The following is a 16,448-nucleotide window of genomic DNA, read 5'->3' as shown; positions in this document are numbered from 1 at the left end:
TGTTTCAGCCGGCCAAGCGCGTCCATTTCGCGCTGCTGCGCGCGGACTCCAGGACCGTCTCGATGAAGCGCACTCCGCGCGCGCCTGCTTCCACGTCCGGATAGTCGGCCTCGAGCGGATCCGGCGCCACGCCTTTCGCCCTGGCCCGGATCGCCGCCGCCACGCCGAGGTAGACATTCGCGAAAGCCTCGATGAAGCCTTCCGGATGCCCCGGCGGGATGCGCGTGGCGCGCTGCGCGGCTTCGTGCAGCCAGGGCGCGCCGCGGCTCAGCACGCGCGGCGGTCCGTCCAGCGGCGAGTGCAGCAGCCGGTTCGGTTCCTCCTGCCGCCACTCCAGCGAGCCCAGGGTGCCGGACACGCGCAGCCGCAGGGCGTTCTCCAGCCCGGTGTTCACTTGCGAGGCGACCAGTACGCCGCGCGCGCCGCCTTCGAAGCGCAGCAGCATGCTGGCGTCGTCGTCCAGCGCACGGCCCGGCACGAAGGACGTCAGGTCGGCGCACAGGCTTTCCAGTTTCAGCCCCGTCACCGTGCTGACCAGGTTCTCGGCGTGCGAGCCGATGTCGCCCAGCGCGCCGGCACCGCCGCTTTGCGCCGGGTCGCTGCGCCACAGCGCCTGCTTGTTGCCCTCGGCTTCCAGCTTCGTCGCCAGCCAGCCCTGGTTGTATTCGACGACGATCTTGCGGATGGTGCCCAGCTCGCCGCGCCGGATCATCTCGCGGGCCTGCCGCACCAGCGGGTAGCCGGTGTAGTTGTAGGTGACGCCGAACACCGTGCCCTGCCTCCCGACCGCCGCCACCAGTTCGGCCGCCTGCGCGCCGGTGTGGACCAGCGGCTTGTCGCAGACGACGTGGAAGCCGGCTTCCACGAAGGCCTGGGCCACGGGAAAGTGGATGTGGTTCGGCGCGACGATGGAGACCACGTCGATGCGCTCACTGCGCGGCCGCCGCAGTTCGTCCGCCAGCAAGGCCTGCCAGTCGCCGTGGTTGCGGTCTTCCGACAGGCCCAGTTCGCGGCCCGAAACGCGCGCCTTCTCCGGCGTCGACGACAGCGCGCCCGCCACCAGCTCGTACTGGCCATCGAGCGCCATGGCCTTGCGGTGCACGGCGCCGATGAAGGCGCCCTGCCCGCCGCCGACCATCGCATAACGCAGCTTCGTCACTGGCTCTCCCGGGCGAAGGCGGCGTCGAAAGCGCCCACCGCCGGTTTGAAATCCAGCCGCCGGCAGAACGCGGCGCTCTCGGTCGCGCCATGCACGCGGTCCATGCGGCTGTCCTCCCATTCCACCGACAGCGGGCCGCCATAGCCGATGTCGTTCAGCGCGACGATGATGCTTTCGAAATCCACCATGCCGCGGCCGACGCTGCGGAAATCCCAGAAGCGGCGGGCGTCGCCGAAGCTGGTGTGGCCGCCGAAGACGCCCACCGTGCCGTCGCCCTTGCCCCACCACACGTCCTTCATGTGGGCGTTGTAGACGCGGTCCGGGAAGGTGCGCAGGAACTTCACGTAGTCCACGCCCTGGTAGGCCAGGTGGCTGGGGTCGAAGTTGAAGCCGAAGCGCTTGTGGCCCTTCACGGCTTCGATCGCGCGCTGCGTCGATGCGATGTCGAAGGCGATCTCGGTCGGGTGCACCTCCAGCGCGAAGTTCACGTTGGCCTGCTCGAAGGCGTCGAGGATGGGCGTGAAGCGCCTGCCGAAATCGGCGAAGCCCGCGTCCCAGAACTCCTGCGTCGTCGGCGGGAAGGCGTAGGTGGCGTGCCAGATCGAGGAGCCGGTGAAGCCGGTGACCGTCCTCACGCCGAACTTCGCGGCGGCCCGCGCCGTGTCCGCGAGTTCCTTCGCGGCGCGCTGCCGCACGCCTTCCGGGTCACCGTCGCCCCACACGTGCGCGGGCAGGATGGACTGGTGGCGCGCGTCGATCAGGTCGCACACCGCCTGGCCGACGAGATGGTTGCCGATGGCCAGCGAGGTAATCCCGTGTTCCTTCAGCAGCGCCCACTTGTCGCGGCAGTAGCTGTCGCTGGCCAGCGCCTCCTGCACGTTGAAGTGGTCGCCCCAGCAGGCCAGCTCGAGGCCGTCGTAGCCCATGCTTCTGGCGAGAGGTGCCAGCTCGCGCAGCGGCAGGTCGGCCCATTGGCCGGTGAAGAGGGTGATGGGGCGGGCCATGGTCAGAACGGGGAGTTCGGGAAGTAGAAGTCCTTCGCGTTCTGCTTGGTGATCAGCACCGACGGGATGATGTTGTTCGCGGGCAGCTTCTCGCCCTTCAGGCGCGCCTCGCCGGTCATCTTGATCGCGTCGTACATGAACTTGGGCGAGTAGGACACGTTGGCCTGGATCAGCGGATCGGACCCGTCCATCAGCGTCTTGATCGCGCCCTTGGCGCCGGCGCCGCCGAACACCAGCTTGATGTCCTTGCGCTTGGACTGCTCGATGGCCTTGAGCACGCCCACGGCCATGTCGTCGTCGGCCGCCCAGACCGCGTCGATGTCCTTGAAGCGCGTCAGGTAGTCCTGCATCACCTTGAAGGCGTCGTCGCGGTTCCAGTTGCCGTGCTTGGCGTCCAGCAGCTTGATGTCGGGATAGCCCTTCATCACGGCGTTGAAGGCGTCCATGCGCTCGTTGTCGAGCGTGGTCGGGATGCCGCGCAGCGCCACGATGTTGCCCTTGCCGTTCAGGGACTTGGCGATGTATTCCGCGGGGATCTTGCCGAAGGCGGTGTTGTCGCCGGCGACGTAGGCGTCCTGGATGCTCGGGTCGGTGAGGCCGCGGTCGACGACGGTGACGTACACGCCCTTGGACTTCACCTGCGCCACCGGCTTGGTCAGCGCGGCCGACTCGAAGGGGAAGACGACCAGCGAGGTGATCTTGTTGACCGTCACCAGGTCCTGCAGCTGGCTGGCCTGCTCGGAGGCGTTGGCGGCCGTCTTCACGATCACCTGCATGCCGGGGTGCGCCTTCTCCAGGTCCTTCTTGGCCTCGTTGGCCCAGTACACGGCGCCGGCCATGAAGCTGTGCGTGGCCGCGGGCATGGACACGCCCAGCACCTCTTTCTTGGCCTGCGCCCAGGCGGGTGCGGCGAGCAGGACGACGGCTGCGGCGGTGGCGCCCAGGACCAGCCGGCGGGTGGATTGCGTCATGGTTGTCTCCTTGGGATGAAAGCCGCCCTCGCGGCCAGGTTGGAAAAGCGGCTTCACCGGCGCCCCCGCTGCAGGAAGGCGACGATGATGATCACGAAGCCCTGCACCGCCGCGTTGAGGTACACGCTGATGATGCTGGTGAGGTTGAGGATGTTGCTGATCACCGAGAGCAGCACGGCGCCCACCACGGTGCCGGTGATGCTGCCGGCGCCGCCCTTGAGGGCCGTGCCGCCGACGATGACGGCGGCAATCGCTTCGAGCTCCCACAGGATGCCGGTCGTAGGCGAGGCGGAGCCGAGGCGCGGCACGTACAGCACGGTGGCGACGCCCACGCACAGCCCGAGCAGCATGTAGGTCATGATCTTCACGCGATCGACGGCCACCGCGGCGTAGCGCGCCACTTGTTCGTTGGAGCCGATCGCCTGCACGTAGCGGCCGTAGGCCGTGCGGTTCAACACCAGCGCGCCCAGCAGCGCCACGAGCACCAGCACCCAGACCGGGAAAGGGATGCCCAGCAGGCTGCCGTAGTAGACCGGGCTGTAGACGTCGGCCAGCGCGTTGTCCAGCGTGATCGCGCCACCGTCGGCGAAGTAGGTGAGGTAGGCGCGGAAGATGCCCAGCGTGCCCAGGGTCACGATGAAGGGTTCGATGCGGCCCTTGGTGATCAGCAGGCCGTGCGCCAGGCCGAACAGCGCGCCCAGCAGCAGCGCCAGCAGCATGCCGATGGCGATCACGGCCACCGGCGAGCCGATGCTGCCGGCCACCTTGTTCATCACCAGGATCATGCAGCCCGCGATCAGCGCCGCCATCGAGCCTACCGACAGGTCGATGCCGCCGCTGATGATGACGAAGCACATGCCCACGGCGATGATGCCGATGAAGGCCGTGCGTTGCAGCACGTTCATGGCGTTGCCGACGGTGGCGAAGTCGCCATTGAGCAAGGTGCCGGCGATGCAAAGCAGCACCAGCCCGGCGATCGGGCCGAAGCCGTGCAGCTTGCCCCAGAGGGCGGCGGCGCGCGCCGGGCGCGCCTGTCGTTCAACGAGTTCCGGTGGCATGGGCGATGAGGTCTTCCTCGGTCAGGCCGGCTTGGTCCAGGGTCGCGGCGAGGCGGCCGGCGCGCATCACGGCGACGCGGTGGCACAGGCCGATCAGTTCCACGAGTTCCGACGAGATGACGATCACGGCCTGGCCTTCGCGCGCCAGCCGCTGGACCAGGAAATAGATGTCGCGCTTGGCGCCGACGTCCACGCCGCGCGTGGGCTCATCCAATACGACGACGCGCGGCTTCGGCTGCAGCACCTTGGCCAGCGCCAGCTTCTGCTGGTTGCCGCCGGACAGCGCGGATGCGCGCTGCTCCAGGTCTCCGGTGCGGATGCCGAAGGACTGCACGGCTTCCTTCAAGGCCTGCTGCTCGCGCGCGGGGTTCAGCCAGGGCTGCGCATACGCGTGCAGGTTCATGAGCGTGAGGTTCTGGCGCAGGCCGAAGTCGACGTGCAGGCCCTTGCCCTTGCGGTCTTCGCTCAGGTAGGTGATGCCCTCGTTGGCCGCTTCGCCCGGGTTGCGCAGCTGCAGCCGCTTGCCATCGACCTGCAGTTCGCCTTCGCCGGGGCGCAGCCCCAGCAGGCCCTCGAACAGTTCGGTGCGGCCCGCGCCGACCAGGCCGGCGAAGCCCAGGATCTCGCCCGCGCGCACCTCGAAGCTCACGTCCTCGGCCCAGCCCGGCACGCGGAAACCGCGCACCTGCAGCAGCGGCGGAGTTTCCGGTGGCGGATCCTTGGGCGGGAACAGGTCCGAGAGTTCGCGGCCCACCATCAGGTTGGCCATCTCGTGGCGCGTGAGGCTGGCGGTGGGCTGGCGGGTGACGAAGCGGCCGTCGCGCATGACGACCACTTCATCGGTCACCTTCTCCACTTCGTCGAGCTTGTGCGAGATGTAGACCAAGGTCACGCCCTCGGCCTTCAGCTGCGCCATCACCGCGAACAGGCGCTGGGTCTCGCCAGGCGTGAGGGTCGCGGTAGGTTCGTCCATCACCAGCAGGCGGGCCTGGCGCGCCAGCGCCTTGGCGATTTCCACCAGCTGCTTCTCGGCGACGATCAATTGCCGCACGCGCGTGTCGGGGCTGGCCTGCAGGCCTACTTGCCGCAGCACCTGGGCCGCTTCGCGCCGCATCGTGTCGTCGTCCAGCAGCAGCCCACGCTTCTTCTCGTGCCCGAGGAAGATGTTCTGCGCGATCGTCAGGTCTTCCGCCAGGTTGAATTCCTGGTGGATGAGGACGATGCCGGCCGCCTCGGCCTCGCGTGAATTACGGAAGTGGCGCGGCGCACCGTCCACCAGCACCTCGCCGCCCGAGGGCTCGAGGTAGCCGGCCAGGATCTTCATCAAGGTCGACTTGCCGGCGCCGTTCTCACCGAGCAGGCCGTAGGTGCGACCCGGCTCGAAGGCGAAGCTCACGCCGTGCAGCACCTGCACCGGGCCGAAGCTCTTCGTGACCTTCCGGAATTCGACGGTCAGGCTCATGCCTTCGCCCCGTGCAGCTTCAAGGATTCCTGCATGGCCAGCGCGCCCGCGCCCACCAGGCCGGCCTGGCCGCCGAGCGGCGTGTACTGGATGTCGAGATGGCGCGTCGACAGCGCCAGCGAGCGGTGGTACACGCTTTGCCGCACCGAGGCCAGCAGCAGCGGGCCGATCTGCGTGACGCCGCCGCCGATGAACACGTGCGACGGATTGAAGAAGTTCACCACCGAGGCCAGCATCTGCCCGATCAGGTTGCCGGCGCGCTGGATGATGGCGTTGGCCGCCGCATCGCCGCCGCGGCTGGCCTGGCCGACGTCGACGGCGGTCAGCCTGCCGTTGGCGCGCAGGCAGTCGGCCAGTGCGGCGCTCTCGCCCTGCTCCGCCGCTTCGACGGCCATACGCGTGATCGCCGGTGCGGCGGCCATCGCCTCTACGCAGCCCAGGTTGCCGCAATGGCAGCGCGGGCCGGCCTGGTCGACGCAGATGTGGCCGACGTCGCCGGCGGAGCCGTTGGCGCCGCGATAGACCTCGCCGTGGCAGACGATGCCGCAGCCGATGCCGGTGCCGACCTTGATGACCAGGAAGTTCGGCAGGCTGCGCTGCAGCCGCCACAGCTCGCCCAGCGCCATCAGGTTGACGTCGTTGTCCACGAACACCGGGGCGCTGAATGCCTCGCCCAAGTAGTCGCGAATGGAGAAGCTGTCCCACTCCGGCATCAGCGGCGGGTTCACCAGCTGCGCGCTGGCGAAGTCCACCGGGCCCGGCACGCCCATGCCGATGCCGATGACGTCCTTGCCGGACGCACCACAGCGCGCCAGCAGTTCGCGCATCACCTCGCGCACGCGCGCCAGCACCACGCCCGGACCGGCGCGCACGTCGGCGTCTTCGGAATGGCGGGCCAGCACGCCCATGTCGGGCCGCATCACGGCAACGTCGAGGCTGGTGGCGCCGAGGTCCACGCCGACCAGCACGCCCAGGCCGCGGGCCAGGTGCAAGGTCTCGGGGCGGCGGCCACCGGAGGACACCTGCAGGCCCGTCTCTTCCAGCAGGCCTTGTTCGATGAGGCCGGCGGCGAGCGCATTCGCGCGGCTCTTGGAGCAATCCAGCCGGCCCGCGAGCGCATTGCGCGAGCTGCCCGCCGACCAGAACACGGTCTGGAGCACGTCCATCTCGGCGGCCGAAAGCTGGTCCCAGCGGGTCACGCGGCTTGTCTCCTCGCCCGGGCTTGAGGCCGGGTCCGGTTCGGATACTAGGAGCGCGACTTCAGCCAGGCAAGACTGATCTTCCGCCAATTGCTGGCCGAAGTTTTACGAAAGCAGGCCGATACGACCTCGATACGAGGCCTTTGGTTTTCAGAGCCGGCCGGTGCGGTCGCCTGCGCGGAAGCCCTGGGCGTCCCAGAACTCGCCCTTGTGGAAGGCGATCACCTTGAACAGCTCGCCCATCTCGTGCTCGTTCACCAGGCGCTGGCCGGCAGTCCGATCCACCAGCGAAGCCTCGTCCAGCATGGGCAGGATGCCGCAGTTGAACAGGAAGCGCGCCTGGCTGGTGTAGCCCAGCACGGGCAGGCCGGCGTCCTGCGCGGCCAGCGCGATGCCGGTGAAGTTGACGTGGGCAGTGATGTCCTTCTCGCCCGGCGCTTCCAGCGGGTCGGGGTCGGCCATGTGGCCGCGGTGGCACATCACGGTGCCGGTGTTGCGTTGCGAGTGGTAGTACTCGGACTCGGGAAAGCCGTAGTCCAGGAAGAAGGCCGCGCCTTGCTGCAGGCGGTCGGCCAGGGTGCGCATGAAGGCTTCGGCCTGGGGATGGATTTCGGTGAGGTAGTCGTGGTCGCCCGGGATTTTCACCGGCGGCCGCAGGTCCGTCTCGCGCTCAGCCCAGGCGAACTTGCCTTCGGCCACGGTGACGCCGCGCTCACACCACACTCCCTGCTTGCGCACCAGCAATTTCACCGGCATGGCATCGAGCACTTCGTTGCCCACCACCACGCCCGCCATCTGTTCGGGCAATTCGCTCACCCACTGCACGCGGTCGCCGAAGCGCGCCAGCTTCTGCTGCTGCCGCTGCCGCAAGGTCGCCGAGAGATCGACGATGGTGTAGCGCTTCACGCTCTCGCCCAACGCGTCCAGCAACTGCTCCGCCAGCGCGCCGGACCCGGCGCCGAACTCGTAGACCTCGTGGGTCCCCGTGACGCGCAGTGCCTCGCCCACCTGCTGCGCCAGCGCGCGCCCGAACAGCGGCGTCAGCTCCGGCGCCGTCACGAAATCGCTGCCCGATTCGGGCAGCGCGCCGAACTTGCGCGAGGCGTTCGCGTAATAGCCCAGGCCGGGCGCATAGAGGGCCAGCGCCATGTAGCGGTCGAACGGCAGCCAGCCGCCGTTGCGCTCGATCTGCTGCGCGGCCAGGCGGGCCAGCGCACTCGTTACCGTTGCTTCTTTCACCGGGCGATTGTCCCCGATGTGCCCTTACCGGCTGCTGGCGTTCAGCAGCTCGGGCCGCGAGTCCAGCCACTTGCGCACGGCCTGCGCGTCCTTGATGCGGCCCAGGTTGCCCGCCGAATCCAGGAATACCATGATCAGCTTGCGGCCGGCCATGCGGGCTTCCAGGATCAGGCACTGGCCGGCTTCGCGGATGTAGCCGGTCTTCTGCAGCGTGATCTTCCAAAGTGGGTCGCGCACCAGCGGGTTGGTGCTGCCGAAATGCCGGCTGCGCTTGCCGGCATCCAGCTGGTAGCCGGTGGAGGTGGAGAACTCGCGCAGCACCGGGTGGTCGGCCGCTTCCTCCACCAGCGTCGCCAGGTCGCGCGCCGTGGACTGGTTGGCGCTGGACAGGCCGGTGGGCTCCACGTACTTCGTGTTCTTCATGCCCAACTGCTGGGCCTTGTTGTTCATCGCATCGACGAAAGCCGCCAGGCCGCCCGGGTAGGTGCGGCCCAGCGCGTGCGCGGCGCGGTTCTCGCTGGACATCAACGCCAGGTGCAGCGCCTCGTTGCGCGTCAGGCGCGTGCCCACCGGCAGGTGCGAACTGCTGAACTTCAAGCGGTCGACGTCTTCATCGGCGATCGTGATCTCTTCGTCCATCGGCAGCTTCGCCTCGTCGATGACCAGGCCGGTCATCAGCTTGGTGAGCGAGGCGATCGGCTGGACGGAGGTCGCGTTCTTGCCGTAAAGCACCTGGTCGCTTTCCGGGTCGATGACGAGAGCGGACGTGGCGCGTACGGCCAGCTCTTGCGGCACGGTGCTGCGCGCGACGGGTTGCGGCGCCGGCTTGGCGCGCGCGGCGACGTGGCGCGTCGCCGAGTGGGCCTTGGGCTTGGCTGCGGCCGGGCGCGCATGGACCGGCTTGTGGGCGTGATGCGCCGTCGCGGCTTGCGCTTCGGCAGGCACGAACCAGGCGGTAGAAAAAATTGCGAGTGCGAGGGGAAGGAGGCGGGCGGACTTCATGCGGGGCTGGTGGTGCGGCCTTCGGCTGGGCCGGCACAAGCGGTGTAGGAGGAGGACCACGGCGCGATAGTTCCCCGCCTTACACTCGGCCGATGCCAGATTTCCGCACCGTGCTCGTGACCGGCGCCGCCCGCCGGCTGGGCCGCGCCATCGCCCTGGACCTGGCGCGCGCCGGCTGGCAGGTAGCTGTGCATTACCGCGGATCCGCGGACGAAGCCCTGCAGACCACGCAGGACTGCGGCCCGCGGGCGGCCGCCTTCCAGGCCGAACTGGGCGAGGAAACCCAGGTGCGCGCCTTGTTCGGCCAGGTCGTCCAGCGTTTCGGCAAGCTCGATGCGGTGGTGAACAACGCGTCCCGCTTCGAACACGACAGCGCGCAGAGCTTCAGCGCTGGTTCGCTCGCGGCACACATCGCCAGCAATACGGCCGCGCCGGTATTGCTGGCCCAGGCCTTGCACGCCCACGTGAGCGCCCGCAATGCGCGCGGTGTGGTGGTGAATCTCCTGGACCAGAAGCTCTGGAACCCGAACCCGGATTTCTTCAGCTACACGCTGTCGAAGGCAGCGCTGGAAGCGGCCAACACGCTGCTCGCGCAGGCGCTGGCTCCGCAATTGCGCGTGGTGGGCGTGGCGCCCGGCCTCACGCTGACGAGCCACCTGTTGTCGCAGGAGAAGTTCGAGGCGCTGCACCAACTGTCGCCGTTGGGCCGCTCCTCGACGCCGGAAGACGTGGCTGCCACCGTGCGTTTCGCGTTGGAGAACCAGTCCATCACCGGCACCACCTTGCTGGTGGATGGCGGCCAGCACCTGATGAAGTTCGACCGTGACTTCTCACTGATGTAAGCGATCAAAAAATGACCAAGGCCGGCACCCAGATCCTCACCCTCGAAGGGCTGCGCTTCGACGCCAGCCTGGGCATCCTCGAGCACGAGAAGACTGCGCCGCAGCCGATCCGGGTGGATGCCGAACTGAACCTCGGCACCCAGGCGCTGCTGCCTCGCGACGACGACATCACCCACGTGCTGGACTACCGCAAGGTACGGCGGATCATCATCGAGGAGTGCACGTCGGAGCACGTGAACCTGCTGGAGAGCCTGATCGGCAAGCTGGCCAGCCGGCTGATGCAGTTGCCTGGCGTGCTGGGAGTGCGCGTGCGCATCGCCAAGCTCGAGATCTTCGACGACTGCGAAGTCGCGATCCGGGTCGAGACCGGGCAGTGGTAAGTCCCCGCCAACATTGAAGAAAAGCTCCGGCCGTCAGCGACGGCCGAGCTAGGGTTTGCGGTCTCCCGCTTCGCGCGACGCGCTGCCAGCGATAGCGCGGCGACGCGGGATCATCCTCGCTAGCGGGTCGTTGGCTGCGTGGCCCGCGGCACGTCGAAGCGGTCCGCGTCCATGACCTTGGCCCAGGCGGCCACGAAGTCGCGCACAAACTTCTCCTTGCCGTCCGAAGAGCCGTAGACCTCCGCCAGCGCGCGCAGCTGCGAGTGCGACCCGAACAGCAAGTCCACGCGCGACGCGGTCCAACGCGCCTTGCCGGTCTTGCGGTCGCTGCCCTCGTAGACGCCGCCCGTGGTGGGCTTCCACTGCGTGCCCATGTCCAGGAGGTTGACGAAGAAGTCGTTGGTCAGCGTGCCGGGCTTGGCCGTGAACACACCGTGCCCTTCCTGCCCCGCGTTGGCGCCCAGCACCCGCAGGCCGCCGACGAGCGCCGTCATTTCCGGTGCCGTCAGCCGCAGCAGCTGGGCGCGGTCCACCAGCGACTCTTCGGGGCTCAGGCGCTGCTGGCCGCGCTGGTAGTTGCGGAAGCCGTCGGACACCGGCTCCAGCGGCGAGAACGATTCGACGTCAGTCTGCTCCTGCGAGGCATCCATGCGCCCCGGCGTGAAAGGCACCTGGACGTCGAAGCCGCCGGCCTTGGCGGCGTCCTCGATCGCCGCGCCGCCGCTCAGAACGATCAGGTCGGCCAGTGAGACCTTCTTGCCGCCCTTGTTGGCCGCGTTGAATTCCTTCTGGATGCCCTCCAGCTTGCGCAGCACCTGCGCCAGCTGCGCCGGCTGGTTCACTTCCCAGTCCTTCTGCGGCGCGAGGCGCACGCGGGCACCGTTGGCGCCACCGCGCTTGTCGGAGCCGCGGAACGTGGAGGCCGAAGCCCAGGCCGCCGCCACCAGTTGCGGCACGGTCAGCCCCGAACCGAGGATGCTGCGCTTCAAGGCCGCAACGTCGTCGGCATTCACCAGGTCGTGGTCGACACCGGGGATCGGGTCCTGCCAGATCAGCGGTTCGACCGGCACTTCCGGGCCGAGGTAACGGGCGCGCGGCCCCATGTCGCGGTGCGTCAGCTTGAACCAGGCGCGGGCGAAAGCGTCCGCGAACTGGTCCGGGTTCTCCAGGAAGCGGCGCGAGATCTTCTCGTAGGCCGGGTCGACGCGCAGCGAAAGGTCGGTCGTCAGCATCGTCGGCGAGATGCGCTTGGACGGGTCGTGCGCCGCGGGGATCGTGCCGGCGCCGGCGCCGTTCTTCGGGATCCACTGGTGCGCGCCGGCCGGACTCTTGCTCAGCTCCCATTCGTAGCCGAACAGGTTCCACAGGAAGTTGCTGCCCCAGCGCGTCGGCGTGGTGGTCCAGGTCACTTCCAGGCCGCTGCCGATCGCGTCGCCGCCCTTGCCGGTGCCGAAGCTGTTGCGCCAGCCCAGGCCTTGCTGCTCCAGCGGCGCGGCCTCGGGCTCGGGACCGACGTTGTCCGCAGGCCCGGCGCCGTGGGTCTTGCCGAAGGTGTGGCCGCCGGCGATCAGCGCCACGGTTTCCTCGTCGTCCATCGCCATGCGGGCGAAGGTCTCGCGGATGTCCTTGGCCGCGGCCAGCGGGTCGGGGTTGCCGTTCGGGCCTTCCGGGTTCACGTAGATCAGGCCCATCTGCACGGCCGCCAGCGGGTTCGACAGGTCGCGGTCGCCGCTATAGCGTTCGTCGGCGAGCCACTTGCCTTCCGGGCCCCAGAACACGTCCAGGTCCGGTTCCCATACGTCCTCGCGGCCGCCGCCGAAGCCGAAGGTCTTGAAGCCCATGGTCTCCAGGGCCACGTTGCCGGTCAGGATCATCAGGTCGGCCCAGGAGATCTTGCGGCCGTACTTCTGCTTGATCGGCCACAACAGGCGCCGCGCCTTGTCCAGGTTGACGTTGTCCGGCCAGCTGTTGACGGGCGCGAAGCGCTGCTGCCCGCGGCCGCCGCCGCCGCGGCCGTCGTTGATGCGATAGGTGCCGGCGCTGTGCCAGGCCATGCGGATGAACAGCGGCCCGTAGTGGCCGAAGTCCGCCGGCCACCAGTCCTGCGAATCGGTCATCAGCGCGGCGAGGTCCTTCTTGACGGCGGCGTAGTCCAGGCTCTTGAACTCCGCCGCGTAGTCGAAGGCCTTGCCCATCGGGTCGGACAAATCGGAGTGCGCGTGCAGGACCGTCAGGTCCAGTTGCCTGGGCCACCAGTCGCGCAGCGTCGCCACGCCGCCGCCATGCATCACCGGGCAAGTGCCCGTGCTCTTCTCGTCCATGGTCCTCTCCTGTTCAGGGATTGCCGAAAGCGATATCGGATGGGATGCGTAAGTTAGCCCAAGCCGGCTGCTGCGAGTCGATTTGCCCGGTCTGGGTCAGGGACAAGGGTGCCGCCCCGCCGCGATCCGGGGCATGGGACCATCGTCCAATTCGTCCGCGGCCCGGCGCTGCCCACACTGCGCCATGCGCCTCCTTTGCGTCCTGCTGGCCCTCGCTGCCTTGAGCGGCTGCGCGTTCACGCGCGACCCGCCGCTGGAGAACCCGGTGCGCTGGGGCTCCAGCCCGGCGGGCATCGGGCCGCAGGGGGAAACGCCGTGAAGAATTCCAGGCTTGGCCCTCGAGCAGCGCCCGGTTGCGGCGGATGAGAAAATACGCGCCATGAGCGCCGTCTGGATCGAACAGGAAACCACCCCCGCCGCCCCCGATCGCAAGATCGAGCGGGAGAACCACAAGCTGGAAAAGCGCTTGTGCCGGCTGGTGGGCCAGGCCATCGGCGACTACAACATGATCGGCGAGGGCGACAAGGTCATGGTCTGCCTGTCCGGCGGCAAGGACAGCTACGCCATGCTGGACGTCCTGCTGAAGCTGCAGGCACGCGCGCCGGTCCACTTCGACCTCGTCGCGGTCAACCTGGACCAGAAACAACCCGGCTTCCCGGAGCACGTGCTGCCCGAGTATTTGAAGTCCCTCGGCGTGCCCTTCCACATCGAGGAGCAGGACACTTACTCCATCGTCAAGGACAAGATCCCCGAGGGCAAGACGATGTGCAGCCTGTGCAGCCGGCTGCGCCGCGGCATCCTGTACCGCGTGGCCGACGAACTGGGCGCCACCAGGATCGCGCTGGGCCACCACCGCGACGACATGCTGCAGACGCTGTTCCTCAACATGTTCTTCGGCGGCAAGCTCAAGGGCATGCCGCCCAAGCTGGTCAGCGACGACGGCCGGCACATGGTGATCCGGCCTCTGGCCTACGTGCCCGAGAAGGACCTCTCGCGCTGGGCCGAGGTGCGCGAATTCCCCATCATCCCCTGCACCCTGTGCGGCAGCCAGGAGAACCTGCAGCGCAAGCAGGTCGGCAACATGCTGCGCGAGTGGGACAGGAAATTCCCCGGCCGGCTGGACAACATGCTGCACGCCCTGCAGAACGTGGTGCCTTCCCACCTGGCGGACAAAACCCTCTACGATTTCCAGGGTCTCACCGCCGACGGCGTGGCCAGCGAGAACGGCGACAAGGCCTTCGACCACGAGGAATTCCCCGCCGCGCCCGCCCTGCCCGGCCTGCAGGTGATCCAGCTCTGAGGCGCCGGCGCGGCGCCTCGCTCCAGGAGGTGTCCGCGATGCGCCGCATCCCTCTCGTTCTCGCCGCCCTGGCGGTGCTGTTCGCGCTCGGCGGCTGCGCGGCCGGCTACACCGTCGACGCCTCGGTCCAGAGCTTCTCGCAGCTGGCCGCCGTCCCCGAGCCACCCACTTTCCGCTTCGAGCGCCTGCCTTCGCAGCAGGCCTTCGCCCCCGACCAGGGCGAGCTGGAGGCCATGGCCTCCCCCGCTCTGAGCCGGGCCGGCTGGCGTCGCGACGACACCGACGCGCGCTTCAGCGTGCAGGTGACGGCGCGGGCGCAGCAAGTGCTGTCGCCCTACGCCGACCCGTGGACCTGGGGCAGCTTCGGCTGGGGTGTCGGCATTTCCAACAGCGGCATGGGCGTCGGCTTCGGCGGCCCGCTGTTCCCGCGCTACGACACCGTCTGGTTCCATCGCGAGGCGAACATCGTCGTGCGCGAACTCGCGACCAGCCAGGTCGTCTTCGAGACGCGCGCGGTCAACGAAGGCCCGTGGCTGGACAACCGGGCGCTGTTCCCGGTGCTGTTCGACGCAGCCATGCAGGGCTTCCCCAATCCACCGCCGGGCTGGCGCCGCATCGACGTGCGTGTGGGTGGTTGACAACCCGCAACGCAAATTCGGCTTTCCAGGAGCTGACCACTCCATAAAATATGTGGTTATGGAAGCCACTCGCATCATTGCTGTACGGCATGGCGAAACCGCCTGGAACGTCGATGCGCGGATCCAGGGACAGCTGGATATCCAGCTGAACGAAACCGGACGCTGGCAGGCGCGACGCGTCGGCCAGGCGCTGTCCGCCGAGCAGCTCAGCGCCATTTACTCCAGCGACCTCGGCCGCGCGCACGAGACGGCGCGCGCCATCGGCGACGCCGCCGGCATGCCCGTGGAAGCCCACACCGGGCTGCGCGAGCGGCGCTTCGGCATGTTCGAGGGCAAGACCTTCGACGAAATCCACGAGAAGTGGCCCGAGCACGCGCAGCAGTGGCGCAAGCGCATCCCCGACTGGGAGCCGCCCGACGGCGGCGAGTCGCTGCTGCAGCTGCGCGAACGGGTGACCCGCACCGTCCGCGACCTCGCCGCGCGCCATGCCGGCGAGCTGATCGCCGTGGTCGCGCATGGCGGCGTGCTGGACACGTTGTACCGCATCGCAACCGGTCAGGAAGTGAACTCGCCGCGCACCTGGCAGCTGCCGAATGGCGCCATCAACCGGCTCCTGTGGACCCCGCAGGGGTTTACGCTCGTGGGGTGGTCCGACACGCAGCACCTGGAACATGCAGCCAGCGACGAAAACACCTCTTTCTGATTCCCTGCGCCGCCTCGTCGGCCAGCCCGCAAGCGCCATCGACACCCCCGCCCTCGTGGTGGACCTCGACGCCATGCAGCGCAACCTGGGGCGCATGGCCGAATTCGCGCGCAAGCACGACGTCCGCTGGCGCCCGCACGCCAAGATGCACAAGAGCTCGGCGCTGGCGCGGCTGCAGATGCAGGCCGGGGCAGTCGGCGTCTGCGTGCAGAAGACCGGCGAGGCCGAAGCCATGGTGGCCGGCGGCGTCAACAACGTCTACATCTCCAACGAGGTGGTGACGCCTTCGAAGCTCACCCGCGTGGCCGAACTGGCGCACCAGCTTGCCGCCGACCGCGGGCAACTGGCGATCGCCGTGGACAGCGTGGAAGGCGTGCGCCGGCTCGCGCAGGCCATGGACGACCGCCGCCACGGCGGCGTGCCTGCCGTCATCGACGTGTTCGTCGAGATCGACGTCGGCCAGGGCCGCTGCGGCGTGCAGCCCGGGCGCGCCGCGGTCAACCTGGCGCTGGAGATCCGGCGCTACCCCGCACTGCGCTTCGCCGGCCTGCAGGCCTACCACGGCAAGGCGCAACACCTGCGCAGCCCGCAGGAGCGGCGCGAGGCCATCGCCCGCGTGGTGCAGGACGTGGTGTTCACGCGCAAGCTGCTGGAGGCCGAACACCTGCCGCCGGGCCTGGTGACGGGCGCGGGCACCGGCAGCATGCTGTGGGAAACGGCCAGCGGCGTGTTCGGGGAACTGCAGGCGGGCAGCTTCCTTTTCATGGACGCCGACTACGCCGCCAACGAACGCGATCCCGCGCAGCCTCAGTTCGAGCACGCGCTGTTCGTCAAGACGCAGGTCATGAGTTCCGGCGTGCGCCACGCGGTGTGCGATGCCGGCCACAAGAGCCATGCCATCGATTCCGGCCTGCCCAAGGTGCTGGATCTGCCGCCCACCGGCGAACTGGTCTACGAAAACGGCGGCGACGAGCACGGCATCCTGCGCCCCACAGGCAGCAACCAGCGCGTGCCCAAGCTGGACGAGGTGGTGTGGCTGATCCCTGGCCACGTCGACCCCACGGTCAACCTGCACGACTTCCTGGTCGGCGTGGGCGGCGGCCTGGAGAAGGGCCGCGTCGAGAAGATCATCCGGGTAGATGCCAGAGGGGCCCTGAGCTGACCCGCGCC

Annotated in this window: 16 protein-coding genes; 7 read left to right on the top strand and 9 right to left on the bottom strand. The window is 68.5% G+C overall.

What is annotated here, in order from left to right:
- Positions 1–4: 4 nt before the first annotated feature.
- The 8 genes from HHL11_RS26665 to HHL11_RS26630 form a co-directional block, all read right to left on the bottom strand.
- Complete coding sequence (locus tag HHL11_RS26665; protein ID WP_169422295.1) at positions 5–1,138, bottom strand: Gfo/Idh/MocA family protein; 1,134 nt, start codon at positions 1,136–1,138, stop codon at positions 5–7.
- Between the two features lie 17 nt (positions 1,139–1,155).
- Complete coding sequence (locus HHL11_RS26660) at positions 1,156–2,163, bottom strand: sugar phosphate isomerase/epimerase family protein (protein ID WP_169421642.1); 1,008 nt, start codon at positions 2,161–2,163, stop codon at positions 1,156–1,158.
- A 2-nt stretch (positions 2,164–2,165) separates the two neighbouring features.
- Positions 2,166–3,134: a substrate-binding domain-containing protein gene (locus HHL11_RS26655; protein WP_169421641.1), complete on the bottom strand. Its 969-nt coding sequence runs from the start codon at positions 3,132–3,134 to the stop codon at positions 2,166–2,168.
- Between the two features lie 53 nt (positions 3,135–3,187).
- Positions 3,188–4,192 carry an ABC transporter permease gene (locus tag HHL11_RS26650; protein WP_169421640.1) on the bottom strand — a complete coding sequence of 335 codons (1,005 nt, stop codon included), beginning with the start codon at positions 4,190–4,192 and terminating at the stop codon, positions 3,188–3,190.
- A complete protein-coding gene (locus HHL11_RS26645; protein WP_169421639.1) occupies positions 4,173–5,654 on the bottom strand; it encodes a sugar ABC transporter ATP-binding protein in 1,482 nt (493 codons plus the stop codon). The genes HHL11_RS26650 and HHL11_RS26645 overlap by 20 nt, the downstream gene beginning before the upstream one ends.
- A complete protein-coding gene (locus HHL11_RS26640; protein WP_169422294.1) occupies positions 5,651–6,820 on the bottom strand; it encodes an ROK family protein in 1,170 nt (389 codons plus the stop codon). The genes HHL11_RS26645 and HHL11_RS26640 overlap by 4 nt, the downstream gene beginning before the upstream one ends.
- Positions 6,821–7,003: 183 nt before the next feature.
- Positions 7,004–8,092, bottom strand: a complete 1,089-nt coding sequence (locus HHL11_RS26635; RefSeq protein WP_342593285.1) for a class I SAM-dependent methyltransferase — start codon at positions 8,090–8,092, stop codon at positions 7,004–7,006.
- Between the two features lie 24 nt (positions 8,093–8,116).
- Positions 8,117–9,094, bottom strand: coding sequence for a D-alanyl-D-alanine carboxypeptidase family protein (locus HHL11_RS26630; protein WP_169421638.1), 978 nt, complete (start codon positions 9,092–9,094; stop codon positions 8,117–8,119).
- A 92-nt stretch (positions 9,095–9,186) separates the two neighbouring features.
- Here HHL11_RS26630 and HHL11_RS26625 point away from each other — a divergent pair, with 92 nt between their 5' ends.
- Both HHL11_RS26625 and HHL11_RS26620 read left to right on the top strand, forming a co-directional pair.
- Positions 9,187–9,936, top strand: coding sequence for an SDR family oxidoreductase (locus tag HHL11_RS26625; protein ID WP_169421637.1), 750 nt, complete (start codon positions 9,187–9,189; stop codon positions 9,934–9,936).
- Positions 9,937–9,947: 11 nt separating this feature from the next.
- Entirely contained in the window at positions 9,948–10,316 is a 369-nt protein-coding gene (locus HHL11_RS26620; RefSeq protein ID WP_169421636.1) for a dihydroneopterin aldolase, read from the top strand.
- A gap of 119 nt (positions 10,317–10,435) precedes the next feature.
- Here HHL11_RS26620 and katG read toward each other — a convergent pair whose 3' ends face one another.
- Complete coding sequence (katG, locus tag HHL11_RS26615; RefSeq protein WP_169421635.1) at positions 10,436–12,637, bottom strand: catalase/peroxidase HPI; 2,202 nt, start codon at positions 12,635–12,637, stop codon at positions 10,436–10,438.
- Between the two features lie 184 nt (positions 12,638–12,821).
- Here katG and HHL11_RS34750 point away from each other — a divergent pair, with 184 nt between their 5' ends.
- Genes HHL11_RS34750 through HHL11_RS26595 form a run of 5 tightly spaced genes read left to right on the top strand, consistent with a single transcriptional unit; the run spans position 12,822 to position 16,440 of the window.
- Positions 12,822–12,956, top strand: coding sequence for a hypothetical protein (locus HHL11_RS34750; RefSeq protein ID WP_281068740.1), 135 nt, complete (start codon positions 12,822–12,824; stop codon positions 12,954–12,956).
- Between the two features lie 60 nt (positions 12,957–13,016).
- Positions 13,017–13,937, top strand: coding sequence for a tRNA 2-thiocytidine(32) synthetase TtcA (gene ttcA / locus HHL11_RS26610; protein ID WP_169421634.1), 921 nt, complete (start codon positions 13,017–13,019; stop codon positions 13,935–13,937).
- 38 nt (positions 13,938–13,975) lie between these two features.
- Positions 13,976–14,575 carry a DUF4136 domain-containing protein gene (locus HHL11_RS26605; protein ID WP_169421633.1) on the top strand — a complete coding sequence of 200 codons (600 nt, stop codon included), beginning with the start codon at positions 13,976–13,978 and terminating at the stop codon, positions 14,573–14,575.
- 58 nt (positions 14,576–14,633) lie between these two features.
- Entirely contained in the window at positions 14,634–15,278 is a 645-nt protein-coding gene (locus tag HHL11_RS26600) for a histidine phosphatase family protein (RefSeq protein WP_169421632.1), read from the top strand.
- On the top strand, positions 15,247–16,440 hold the full coding sequence (locus HHL11_RS26595; protein WP_169421631.1) for a DSD1 family PLP-dependent enzyme: 1,194 nt from the start codon (positions 15,247–15,249) through the stop codon (positions 16,438–16,440). Before HHL11_RS26600 ends, HHL11_RS26595 begins: the two co-directional genes overlap by 32 nt.
- Positions 16,441–16,448: the final 8 nt, after the last annotated feature.

Origin of the sequence: Ramlibacter agri, from assembly GCF_012927085.1 — a bacterium.
Lineage (GTDB): Bacteria > Pseudomonadota > Gammaproteobacteria > Burkholderiales > Burkholderiaceae_C > Ramlibacter > Ramlibacter agri.
This window is presented reverse-complemented; position numbering and strand designations above follow the sequence as displayed.